This window comes from Brevibacterium picturae (assembly GCF_030453725.1).
In the GTDB taxonomy this organism is placed as follows: domain Bacteria; phylum Actinomycetota; class Actinomycetes; order Actinomycetales; family Brevibacteriaceae; genus Brevibacterium; species Brevibacterium sandarakinum_A.
In genome coordinates, this window is sequence record NZ_JAKDJU010000100.1 from 1 (window position 1) to 11111 (window position 11111).

General features: G+C 61.4%; 17 protein-coding genes. 12 read left to right on the forward strand and 5 right to left on the reverse strand.

The window, feature by feature from the left end:
• The first annotated feature begins 79 nt into the window (after positions 1–79).
• The 5 genes from L0G76_RS10565 (at position 80) to L0G76_RS10585 (ending at position 3240) form a co-directional block, all read left to right on the forward strand.
• On the forward strand, positions 80–307 hold the full coding sequence (locus L0G76_RS10565; protein ID WP_304357200.1) for a hypothetical protein: 228 nt from the start codon (positions 80–82) through the stop codon (positions 305–307).
• A 36-nt stretch (positions 308–343) separates the two neighbouring features.
• Positions 344–1177: a thioesterase family protein gene (locus L0G76_RS10570; protein WP_304357201.1), complete on the forward strand. Its 834-nt coding sequence runs from the start codon at positions 344–346 to the stop codon at positions 1175–1177.
• Between the two features lie 93 nt (positions 1178–1270).
• A complete protein-coding gene (locus tag L0G76_RS10575; RefSeq protein ID WP_304357202.1) occupies positions 1271–1657 on the forward strand; it encodes a VOC family protein in 387 nt (128 codons plus the stop codon).
• A 2-nt stretch (positions 1658–1659) separates the two neighbouring features.
• Complete coding sequence (locus tag L0G76_RS10580; protein ID WP_304357203.1) at positions 1660–2178, forward strand: DinB family protein; 519 nt, start codon at positions 1660–1662, stop codon at positions 2176–2178.
• Between the two features lie 72 nt (positions 2179–2250).
• A complete protein-coding gene (locus L0G76_RS10585; protein ID WP_304357204.1) occupies positions 2251–3240 on the forward strand; it encodes a DUF368 domain-containing protein in 990 nt (329 codons plus the stop codon).
• A gap of 78 nt (positions 3241–3318) precedes the next feature.
• Here the strand turns inward: L0G76_RS10585 and L0G76_RS10590 are convergent, their stop codons facing one another.
• Positions 3319–3477 carry a hypothetical protein gene (locus L0G76_RS10590; protein ID WP_304357205.1) on the reverse strand — a complete coding sequence of 53 codons (159 nt, stop codon included), beginning with the start codon at positions 3475–3477 and terminating at the stop codon, positions 3319–3321.
• A gap of 117 nt (positions 3478–3594) precedes the next feature.
• Between L0G76_RS10590 and L0G76_RS10595 the strand changes: the two genes are divergently transcribed.
• The 4 genes from L0G76_RS10595 to tpx all read left to right on the forward strand — a co-directional run bounded on the left by L0G76_RS10595 (position 3595) and on the right by tpx (position 5435).
• The gene (locus L0G76_RS10595) at positions 3595–3732 is read left to right on the forward strand and encodes a hypothetical protein (RefSeq protein WP_304357206.1); all 138 of its coding nucleotides are present in this window, start codon (positions 3595–3597) and stop codon (positions 3730–3732) included.
• 135 nt (positions 3733–3867) lie between these two features.
• The gene (locus tag L0G76_RS10600; RefSeq protein WP_304357207.1) at positions 3868–4104 is read left to right on the forward strand and encodes a hypothetical protein; all 237 of its coding nucleotides are present in this window, start codon (positions 3868–3870) and stop codon (positions 4102–4104) included.
• Positions 4105–4471: 367 nt separating this feature from the next.
• On the forward strand, positions 4472–4855 hold the full coding sequence (locus tag L0G76_RS10605) for an LPXTG cell wall anchor domain-containing protein (RefSeq protein WP_304357208.1): 384 nt from the start codon (positions 4472–4474) through the stop codon (positions 4853–4855).
• Between the two features lie 79 nt (positions 4856–4934).
• On the forward strand, positions 4935–5435 hold the full coding sequence (gene tpx / locus L0G76_RS10610) for a thiol peroxidase (protein ID WP_304357209.1): 501 nt from the start codon (positions 4935–4937) through the stop codon (positions 5433–5435).
• Between the two features lie 38 nt (positions 5436–5473).
• On the opposite strand, the gene L0G76_RS10615 is transcribed toward tpx, so the two are convergent.
• Complete coding sequence (locus L0G76_RS10615) at positions 5474–6190, reverse strand: PIG-L deacetylase family protein (protein ID WP_304357210.1); 717 nt, start codon at positions 6188–6190, stop codon at positions 5474–5476.
• Positions 6191–6305: 115 nt separating this feature from the next.
• On the opposite strand from L0G76_RS10615, the gene L0G76_RS10620 reads away from it, so the two are divergent.
• Complete coding sequence (locus L0G76_RS10620) at positions 6306–6974, forward strand: hypothetical protein (RefSeq protein ID WP_304357211.1); 669 nt, start codon at positions 6306–6308, stop codon at positions 6972–6974.
• Here the strand turns inward: L0G76_RS10620 and L0G76_RS10625 are convergent.
• Entirely contained in the window at positions 6944–8182 is a 1239-nt protein-coding gene (locus L0G76_RS10625; protein WP_304357212.1) for an NAD(P)-binding domain-containing protein, read from the reverse strand. The two genes, L0G76_RS10620 and L0G76_RS10625, sit on opposite strands and share 31 nt — an antisense overlap.
• A 51-nt stretch (positions 8183–8233) precedes the next feature.
• Here L0G76_RS10625 and L0G76_RS10630 point away from each other — a divergent pair, with 51 nt between their 5' ends.
• A complete protein-coding gene (locus L0G76_RS10630) occupies positions 8234–9718 on the forward strand; it encodes an HNH endonuclease (protein WP_304357213.1) in 1485 nt (494 codons plus the stop codon).
• A gap of 3 nt (positions 9719–9721) precedes the next feature.
• On the opposite strand, the gene L0G76_RS10635 is transcribed toward L0G76_RS10630, so the two are convergent.
• On the reverse strand, positions 9722–10063 hold the full coding sequence (locus L0G76_RS10635; RefSeq protein WP_304357214.1) for a hypothetical protein: 342 nt from the start codon (positions 10061–10063) through the stop codon (positions 9722–9724).
• A 210-nt stretch (positions 10064–10273) separates the two neighbouring features.
• Here L0G76_RS10635 and L0G76_RS10640 point away from each other — a divergent pair, with 210 nt between their 5' ends.
• The gene (locus L0G76_RS10640) at positions 10274–10534 is read left to right on the forward strand and encodes a hypothetical protein (protein ID WP_304357215.1); all 261 of its coding nucleotides are present in this window, start codon (positions 10274–10276) and stop codon (positions 10532–10534) included.
• A 32-nt stretch (positions 10535–10566) separates the two neighbouring features.
• Here the strand turns inward: L0G76_RS10640 and L0G76_RS10645 are convergent.
• Positions 10567–11111 (reverse strand): hypothetical protein (locus L0G76_RS10645; protein ID WP_304357216.1); only part of this gene is annotated, 545 nt, incomplete at its 5' end.

An 11111-nucleotide genomic window follows, 5' to 3' on the forward strand; every position in this document is an offset into this window, starting at 1 on the left:
GATCGGCACCATTGGGATCGAGACGTGACAGAGATATGCTCATGGGCACCAGGCTAACCGGACGCAACGGAACAGGGGAGTGGTGACGTTGGGCCTCGAAGACGATCCGTTCGACTACCGCATCACGAAATCAGGAATGCTCATCATCCTTCGCGCTGGGCGAATCGTGATGGAACTCGGCGGCAGGACGGCAGCGGCACTGATTCCGAAGCTCGGACGCAGTGATGTTTCCGACCAGCAGCTGCTCGCACGCGCGACCGGCAACTATCGCCATGGCAACGAACGCCACGTCAACCGACCGCACTGACCGGACGATTGTTCAGAAGTTGGTAATGTGAGTCACATGAGGCAAACCAATCTGAGCGAGTCACACCTGAGCGAGTTCGAGTCTGCCATTGCAGTCGAGCGACAGTCCGAATCCACCTTCACCGCCGAGCTCGACGGGGACTGGAGCGTCGCCGGGGCCGTCAACGGCGGCTACCTCCTCAGCGTCATCGCACAGACCCTGCGCGGCAACAGCTCGAACGCTCCCGACCCAATGGTCCTGTCCACCTACTACCTGGGCCCCAGCCAGGGAGGCCGAGCCGACATCACTACGCGTACGATCCGCGAAGGCCGGTCCAGTGCCACATTCGCCGTCGACCTGACTCAGGACGAGGAACCGAAGATCACCGCACTGGCGACGATGGGCAACCTCGCTGCCCTGCCCGACGACGTAGCGACCACGGCCACCCCACCGGAACTGCCGGAACCGGATCAGTGCATCAACGTCGCCGAGGGGCCCGGCGACTTCCTGAAGTCCGCTCCCTTGGTCAAGCGCTACGACATGAGGCTCGATCCCGAGACCGCTGGCTTCGCGGCCGGCCGACCCAGCGGTCGCGGTCTGCTGCAAGGCTGGATCCGCCTGGCCGATGGCACCGAGCCGGACGCGTTGTCGCTGCTGGCATTTCTCGATGCTTTCCCTCCGGTGATGTTCGATCTGGGCCGCTTCAACTGGGCCCCGACCATGGAGCTGACCGCTCATCTGCGCGCCGTACCGGCACCGGGCTGGATCAGGGCGAAGCTGTCCACGCGCAATATCGCCGGGGGCATGTTCGAAGAGGACTGCGAACTCTGGGACTCTGCGGGCCGGTTGGTCGCCCAGTCCCGGCAGCTGGCTCGGCAGCCGCGAGGGTGAAAGCGGTGATATGACAAGAAAAACACTGTGGTGTCAGGGCCTGCGTCTAGAGTGTGAGGTCAAGAGCAGAAATTGACGAAAGGACCATCAGCCATGGCGTCCCTGTCCTCGCTGAGCATCACCTTCGACTGCAAAGACGTCGAAACCCAATCGATCTTCTGGTCCGAACTCCTCGGCGTCGACCTCGACGAGGGTGCGAACGAATTCGTCGCCAGCATCGGCGGTGTCCACAACGCCGAATCGACGACTCCGGGCATGCTTTTCCTGCAGGTTGAGGAGCGCGTCGAGGGCAAGAACCCACTGCACATCGATCTCGACGACCCGAACTATCCCGCCGATGTTGAGCGAGCTGTGTCATTGGGAGCCGAGAAGGTCGCCTCATTCGCTGAATACGGCATCGAATGGACCACGCTCAAGGACCCCGAAGGCAATGTCTTCGACATCGGTCGGAAGACACCGACCGACGAAAGCGAGCTCTGATTATGAGCTGCCCGCCAGCCGAACCGGCCGAAGCCCCGAACGAGCGACGAGGACTGGAGGAGTTCCTCGACTTTTATCGTGCGGTCCTGCGCAGGAAGCTTGAGGGACTGGACTCAGGCGCACTCAATAGGACCGTTGCCGCATCCAACCTCACCCTGGGCGGGATCATCAAACACCTGAGCCTGGTCGAAGCGCAATGGTTCGTCGAAGACATACTGGGCGAGGAACTTGCTGAGCCGTGGGCGAGTATCGACTGGAAAACTGATCCTGATTGGGATTTCGACAGCGCAGCCGATGACACTCCTGACTACCTGTTGGCCCTCCACTCCAAGGCATGTGACCAGTCGCGAGAGATCCTCGCCGGAATCAACGACTTGAACACCCTTGTCGCACGTGAGCCGTCCTCGGGGGAGCGGTTCAACGTCCGGTGGGTGCTCATCCACATGATCGAAGAATATGCCCGACACGCGGGCCACGCCGACCTCATCCGCGAGAGCATCGACGGGTCCGTCGGCGACTGAGGCCATGGTTGCACTGGACACGCCAGCGGCATGCATAAATCGTTCGGGTCCGTCGCCTAGGCTTGAACCATCATGTCGAAGAGCACAGCTGAGCCACCAGAGACCCAGTCCCCAGCCAGATCCAAGGCCCTGATTCCGCTCGATGTGCTGCGCGGATTCCTTATCGGCAGCGCCGAGCTTGTTCCCGGCGTCTCCGGGGGAACGATTGCACTGGTGACCGGAATCTACGATGAGCTTATCGACTCCGCCGCTCACGTCGTCGGAGCAGCCAAAACGCTGATCACTGGACCGAACCGGTGGCAGGGTGCTCGGGCCGAGTTTCGTCGCACCGACTGGTTCCTCGTCATTCCCGCACTCATCGGGATGGCGGTAGCTGTGCTCACCATCGCCGGGGTCATGGAGTCGTTTGTCTCCGGCAACCCCGAACTCTCTCGCGGACTGTTCTTCGGCCTCGTGGCGGCGAGCATCGCCGTGCCCCTGCAGATGCTCCCACGGCGGACGTCGCGCCAGCCTGTGATCGGTGGTGTGCTCGCCTTCGTCATACCTGCTGTGTTGGCGTTCTGGGCGACAGGATTGGCAGGGGGAGCCAACATTGAGAATCCGCCGCTCATCGCGGTCTTCTTTGCCGCGTCTGTCGCGATCTGTGCCCTTGTTGTGCCGGGAGTCTCCGGATCCTTCCTTCTCCTCGCCGTGGGCCTGTACTCAACGACTCTCGGTGCCGTCAGCGACCGTGACTTCGTCTATCTCGGAGTCTTCGGACTCGGTGCCGTGCTCGGTCTGGCCGTGTTCGTCAATATCCTCCGTCACCTCCTGCACAATCATCGCTGGTGGACTCTGCTGGTAATGGCAGGACTCATGCTGGGATCCCTGCGTGCGTTATGGCCATGGCAGTCATCGGAGCAGGGGCATAGCGAAGGCGCAGGCAGTCTGGTCGGCCCCTACGATCCCACGATGGGCCCGATCCTCCTCGCTCTGCTCGGTGCGGCCGTCGTCGTCATCCTCATCGTCGTCGAGTCGAAATTCTCGGCAAAGACGCCGAACGTCCAACCCGACGAACAGTAGCGACAACAGAGTTTGTACATATTTTGCTCAGGATTGAATCAGATTCGGGCCGTTTCCGATGAGAGTGAGGGATCTGAATCACATCGATCTCTGGAGACTGATGCGCTTGCGAACCCTGGCCTCGTCCACATTGGCACTGACACTCATCGTTGCGGGGCCAGCGGCCGCCTCGGCGACGGGACTGGGCAGCGGGCCTCCGGACAGGGGATAGGCGGCGGAGGCGACCGGAGAGCTCACGCTCTTGGCGACGACCGACGTCCACGGACACGTCCTCAATTGGGACTACTTCGCCAATGCCCCGTTACCCGGACGGGGAGGAGCTGGACATGTCACGTGCATCGACCCTGATACTCGGTGCTCCTGGTCGACAATGATGACACGATCCAGGGCACCCCGCTGACCTACTACTATGCACAACAGGAACGCATCACCGAGACCGGTGAGACGCACCCCATGGCCCAGACCTACAACCACGTCGGCTACGACGCGTAGGTCGTCGGCAACCACGAATTCAACTACGGCCTCGACCTGCTCGCCAAGTACAAGGAGCAGGTCGACTTCCCGGCCCTGGGCGCCAACGTCATCAATGACGATGACGGGCAGACACATCTCGATCCCTACACACTCGTGAGCAAAGCCGTCTCCGGTCACGAGATCACTATCGGCGTGCTCGGCGTGACGACCCCCGGCAGTCGGATCTGCGACAAGAACAACCTCTCCGGCAACGTCCACTTCGACGACCCCGTGGAGACCGCGAAGAAATACGTCCCGGAGATGAAGGACGCCGGCGTAGACATTGTCGTCGTGCTCTCACACTCCGGCAAAGACCCCGACGGCCAGGTCTGGGGCCCCTCGAAGCTGTAGGAGAAAGTCAGCACCTCAGTTGCCAAGGTTCCCGGCGTCGACGTCCTCGTTGCCGGCCACACCCACCAGAACGAACTCAGCCAGGTCGTGTCTCGCGAAGTCGGCACGAAGGCCCTCATCACGCAGCCCAACTACTGGGCACGGTTTGTCTCAGAGGTCGATCTGCGCACCAGAAGACGATTGACTATGCCAATGCGAAGATCGGCTCCATGACCGAGACGATGAGCGCTTCGTCCTCGTACTACGAGGACACCGCGATCCTCGACTTCATCTCACAGGTGCAGTCGGAGACGGCGACTGCCCGGTCGGCGATCTGAAAGAGGTCTACAACAAACAGGTCGAGGTCCGTCAGACACTCATCGACTGGGTGAAGGACAACGAGGTTGTCGACCCCACGGACTTCTACGACGAGAACTGGCTGGTCGTCACAACTACCCAGGGCCCAGGCGACGATGGCACAGCAGACTCCGACGCCCAAGCCGAGGCGGATGCTCAGGCACAAGCCGAAGCCGACGGGACTGCAGACGGCGGCAGCGCCGACGGAGGAGCCACCTCGGCGGACGCATCGGATTCATCTGAGGGGACGGAAACGGCCAACGGATCTGACTCAGCCAACGGCCGCGGTGACGCGAACGCCGGCGGCGACTTGCCACGCACCGGCGCGGACCTCGTCACGACGATCGGCATCGCGGCAGCGATCATCGCACTGGGTGCAGGACTGGTCTGGTCTGCTCGCCGTCGTCGGATCTGAACGACCGGTTTTCGTGTCCGTCATCTCACGTAGGGTGGGGACTGATAGCAATGATCACGGAAGAAAGTGAGAGTGAAACATGGCGCATACAGCATTCCAGGGCACACCGGTCAAGACCGTAGGCGAACTCCCGGAGAAGGGTGTACAGGCTCCCGCGTTCAACCTCGTGGGCACCGACCTCGGTGAAGTGAACTCCGCGGATACCTCGGGCAAGCGGGTTGTGCTCAACATCTTCCCGAGCGTGGACACGGGTGTCTGCGCCGCCTCGGTGCGCAAGTTCAACGAACTCGCCGCGAGCCTGGAGAACACCACGGTCCTGTGCGTGTCCAACGATCTGCCCTTCGCACAGGACCGCTTCTGCGGCGCCGAGGGCATCGAGAACGTCGTCGCCGCCTCAGGCTTCCGCAGCGCATTCGGCAAGGAATTCGGGGTCACCATGGTCGATGGACCCCTGGCCGGACTGCTGGCCCGCTCCGTCGTCGTCCTCGACGAAAAGGGCACCGTCATCCACAAGCAGCTCGTCGACGAGATCGGCACCGAACCGGACTACGACTCGGCAGTCGCCGCACTCGGCGCCTGAAGTCGTCTCATCCGGTCACCGATTCGGTGAGCCGGGTGCTACATGTCGAATACCTGCACGGGCAGCGCGTACTGCACGCCTGCCCGTGTTCCGGCTTCCGACGTGATTCCAGGGATCATCTCCGACGGTGCAGGATGGTCGGGGAGGGCCTCCAGATAGACAGCATGAGCTTCCAGGGAGCGTACGGCTCGGTCGACGTGTTCCTCGTTGAGAACCACGGCATGGGTGGCATCCGCGCCATTGACCAACAGCTTGTCGGCTTTCCATGCCTCGAGTCCATCGTCTTTGAGGTCAGTGAAGACCCACGGATTGTCGGCATCCCTGATGGCATCGATGGTCGCGATTCCGGCCGCACGGTGGTCGACATGGTTGAGGCCCCAAGGCATCTTGAGCTCCCAATTGGTCACCATCACGGCATCGGGTTCGAATTCGCGGATCTTCTTCGCGATCGCGTGCCTGAGTCCGATGTTCGGCTCGAGGAGGCCATCGGGAAAGTCGAGGATCTCAAGGTCTTCAACACCGACGATGGTGCACGCCTGCCGCTGTTCGCCTTCTCGCAGGGGGGCGACTTCTGCAGGATTCATCTCGCGGATTCCCGCTTCACCGCGGGTCAGGAGCAGATAGGACACGGCTTTGCCCTGGTCGGTCCATTTGGCCACGGCCGCGGAGGCGCCGTATTCCATGTCGTCGGGATGGGCGACGATGCACAGAAGTCGATTGACATCATCGTCGTCGAGGGTCGGGAGCTCTGTCATAGTCCCAGGCTAAGCCCCGCACTTCACTTGTGCCAGAGCAATCCGCAGTTGCTGTGGGTACTATGTGAGTGGCTCTGCCACAGCAGTGCCCCCTCCGTCATTCGAAAGCAGGCGCATGTATCGGAGTCTCGTCCTGGCCGGTGTGCTGGTGCTGGGCATGTTCTTGTCCGGATGCTCAGCACTGCGTGTCAGCACGGACGAGGGTGACTCACGACCGGTCAGCATCGGCATCGACGACGGCTCCGAAGAAGAGACGGAACGTGGGTCAGATGGCCCTGTGATCCCGTCGGGGATGACTCAGGTGATGGTCGATCTGGGGCCAGAATGCCCGGTCGAGGTGCAGTTGGCGATGGGCTCCGGTTGGAACGATGACATGGCCTACGACAGCTATCAGCTCTACAGCCGCGACAATGGCGCCATCATCACCGTCAACTGTTTTGAAGACGGCGACGAGACCGGCCAGAGCATCGTCGATACAGCACAGGAGCAGACCTTCGGGGAATCCCGATCGAGCATCCTGGAGGAGAAGTCGGGGACGGTGCCCGGCGGCGTCTACTGGACATTCCACGGGCTTCTCGCACCGCAGGAGATCCGCTCCATCGACGAAACGAAGTCGATGCTCTATGGAGCCGTCGCCGGAATCTCCGATAACGGCAGGCTGTACAAGGTCAGTGTCGAGATGACCACCGTGGCAAGTGATGGGGCAACTGCGGACCTCTACGCCCAGATGCTGCCGACTGTCAGCTTCGCCGGTCAGGTTCTCGAATCCCCGGCCCTCTCATAAGTGCGTGTGCGCTGCTCTCCGGTGCGCCGTTTGAGCAGCTCTCGGGCGGCTATCCGTCCGGCGCGTGTGGCGCCGACCGTTGAGCTCGCGGACCCGTAGCCGACGAGGAAGACCCGTCGGTCGTCTTTGACCGAGACCTCGGTCTCCATTGCGATTCCACCATCGGGCGTGCGCAGACGCAAGGGCGCCAAATGGTTGAGAGCGGCCCGGAATCCGGTGTTCCAGAAGATGACGTCGACCTCTTCGACTCGTTCATGGTCGAACGGCTGCCACGACTCGGGCATTGCCAAATGATCGCTGGCCGAAGGGCCGAGCCCCTCCGAGGTTGTCTGCGCCTCGTCGGCCCGACCGGGGAAGTGGACACCGTGGGGCAGGATCGCATCGAACATTCCACGGGAGACGAGGACACCTGCGTCGATGCCGTCACGGAAATCCTGGCGAACGGGCAGCCCCGTCGTGCGCACGACACTGGCTGGGGCAAGTCCAGCCAAGGTGCGGGAGCGGACGGCACGTTCGACCTCGAGGCCCCAATTTCCGTCGAACTGCCTGGCTGTGAAGTTCGGGGGCCTGCGCGTGGCCCACAGCGTCTCGGTGACTTTCGCCAGTTCCAGCAGGAACTGTGTTGCGGAGATGCCGCCGCCGACGACCAAGGTCCTCAACCCCCGGAAATCCTCGACGTCTCGGAAGTTCGCCGTGTGCAGTTGGCGGCCCTCGAACTCGGCGATGCCGGGTACGAACGGAACGTAGGGGTGAGTCCACGTGCCGGTCGCATTGATCAGGTAGTGACTTGATAGTTGAACACGTTCACCGTCGATCTTTGCTGTCATCTCCAGCGGCCCCGAGCCGGGAGTCGGTGACTTCACTGTGGCCACCTCGGCGGGGCGGACGACGCAGAGTTCGAGTTCGCGTTCGAAACGCGAGTAATAGTCGGAGACCACCGCCGAGGCGGGAACCGAGGGGTCGGGTGTGCCCAGTGGGAACCCCGGCAGATCCGCCACATGGTTCGTCGAACCCAGCGTGAGGGAGTCCCACCGTTCACGCCACGCGCCGCCGGGACCGGCCCCGGCATCGAGGACGATGAAATCCTTGCCTGGCACCAATCCGTCACGCCAGAGATAATGGGCGGCCGAAAGGCCAGCCTGACCTGCGCCGATAATGACGATCGGCCAATGGGAATCGACCAGCAACTCCGAAATGCGGCACACCATCTGGCCATTGTTTCAGGTTCCTATGTCAGTGGCGTCATCTACTGTGAATTCATGGACCCGCAACCAGCTGGGAACCCAACGGAGGGTTCGAATCTTTTCGCCGAGATCGCTCGGCTCTCCACCATGCTGCGGGAACTCGAAGGGACCGTGAGTGAGGCTGAGTCTCTCGATCGAATCACCGCCTACGAAGAACTCAAGGCCACGTTGTCATACGCCCAAGCCAGAGAAACGGTTCAGTTCGCTTCCAAAAGGGTCAAGCGCGATGAACTCAATCGGCTGCCTGTGCGGCAGTGGGGCGTTCGTGTGGGTGATGAGATCGGATTGGCGAAGAAGACTTCCCCAGGCGCCGGCAGAGCATTCCTCAATACTGCGCAGTGTCTCGTCGGCGGGTTGCCTGGAACATACAAAGCACTTTCCGTCGGCAAGATCTCTGAGCAGAAGGCCCGCGTCATGGTCGAAGAGACGGACGGGCTGACGAACGAAGACAAGCGCACCGTCGATGCCCGGATGGGTGAGAGTCTGGGACCGTCCGGGATCCGGGGCCTGCGCTCGGAAACCAGGGCATTGGTCCAAGAACTGAGAATGGATGACGCAGCCGAAAAGGTGAAGAGAGCCACTGCCAGGCGGCGGGTGACGCTGACCGCGCTTCGTGACGGGATGGGTCGCCTGTCTGCGACGCTTCCGCTCCAACAGGCAGTGGCTGCGTTCGAAGGTTTGAAGTCGACTGCCGATACTGCAGTGGCGCAGGGAACGACCGATGATCGAAGTCACGGACAATTCATGGCCGATACGTGTGTGGAACGCCTGACAGGCCAAGCTGCGGCTGCGGCCGTTCCTACCGAGGTTCATCTGATCGTCGATGCGAAGTCACTCTTCTCTGATGGCCTCGCGCCGTCTTGGATTCCAGGGTACGGGCCACTGCCTGCGAGGACGGCACGCAATTTCATCGCCAGCAATGAAGCTGCCGTGTTCATCCGCCGCATGTTCACCGCCGCTGAAGGCGGACATCTTGTCGGTATGGAATCTCGGGGACGATCTTTCACCGGTAAGCTGCGGCAGATGGTGGTGTTTCGAGACGACATGTGTCGAACCCCATGGTGCGATGCGCCGATCAAGCACGCTGACCATGCCGACCCGCATGCCGATGGCGGCAAGACCTCATGGGAGAACGCGTCAGGGCTGTGCGCGTCCTGCAACTATGCGAAAGAGCACCCGGGGTGGAAGCACGCAGCCACCGCGGATGGCGTGACTGTGACGACGCCGAGCGGCAAAGACTATTCGGATGTGACGCCTCCTCTGCTGAAACGGATGCGTCATACTCGCAGCGGACCCAACCCTCCCGAATGGAAGACTATTCTCGCACCGGCCTTGTTCGAACCCAAGGCGAAATTCTCCAGAGACAATGACTATGCACGGACGAAGATTCCGAGACCTCAAGAATCTGATGATTTCAGCAGTGGGCCATCGGAGAGTGAGGCTTCAGGGGACAACTCTGTCGCCGATCGAGGAGATGGAACCGACGACGATACGAGCTGAGAGTCAGTTGCAGTCAGGTCCTTGAGGGTTCATGTAGCAGTCCTCATCGACGAGGTAGCGGTGGAAACGGTAGACATCCATGGAGATCTCGTTGCTCGCTACGTGTGCGAAACCATCGATCGGCAACCAGGGTCCACCATCCACGGAGAATTCCCCGCTGAACGTCGCGGTCATGCCGACGGTTTTCGCACCGGTCTTCTGGTAGTCATGCCCGATCTGGGGCTCGTCGCCTGGGCGTGGCTTCGATCCCGTCTTCGACGTCGTTCCGCCGGTGTTGTCGCCGAAGTCCCAATAGTACTTCTCGGGAGTGACCTTCACTGTGACCGCATACGTCAGCAGAGTCATATCGATGTAGCTGGTTTCCGCGTCTGTCCAGAACGCAGCTGGTTTGCCGATGACGGCCCAATCCTTGGGCCAGGCATGAATCGTCGGAGATGGAATGTCGAATGTCTGGAACTGGGACTCCGGGATGCGAGTGGGTGGCGCCGGCCTCGCCGGAGCGCCGCCACCGCCCCCACCGGGACCAGGGCCCGGGCCCGGCAGGTCTGCACAGATATGTCCGACTTCTTCGAGGACGCAATCGGGCTGTCCACCTCCACCGCCGGAGCCATCACCGCCTCCGCCACTGGAACCGCCGCCGCCAGCGCCCCCGCTGTCGCCTCCTCCGCCGCCGGAGCCGCCGCCTGGGCCGGGCGCGGGCGGAGGAGGTGGTTGTGGGACTGGAGGTTCGACTACTTTACAGTTTCCCGACTTCTTGTCTACCCAGTAACACGCAGTTGCAGGAGCCTCAGCGATGACCACCAGTCCAACCATTAGAACGGCAGCGAGAGTCGGCAGGGCCACGAACCTTAAGAAGCGCATTCTTCCCTTATCCAGGTTTGTTTTGCGACTTTCCAAGAATTCTCTCTGAGGAGCAGCATGAATTCGAATTCTGGATTGCTTGTATCGTCTTCTGCAGGAGCGGTTCTGTCAGGAGTCACAAAATGATAGGTCCGCGATGGGCTGCAAGCCTGAATGAGAACTGTTCCTTTTTGGCGGTCTAGGTCAATCTTGCTGATCGTGCGTCGTTCAATGGTGACCTCACCGACCAAGGACTTCGACTGGTCGACCATCGTCTTGGCCGCCTCATTCACTTCGTCTAATGAATCTTTAGCTGCGACCTCGTCCGCACCTTCAAGATTCTTGCCGCCAGATTCGTAGAGGCTATTTGTAAATGAGACGAACTCGTCTAACGCAACCAGCGCCCCTTCGACGGCTTCCGTCTCCTCGGGACCCAGCTCAAGGTCAGTCTCGTACGCGGGGATTGTTGGCTTCGGGTCAGCGGAGGAAGAGCCGTCCGAAGGATCCTCGGCAGGCAGTGTCGAAGTCGGTGCTGCCACAGGGGAGTGATCTT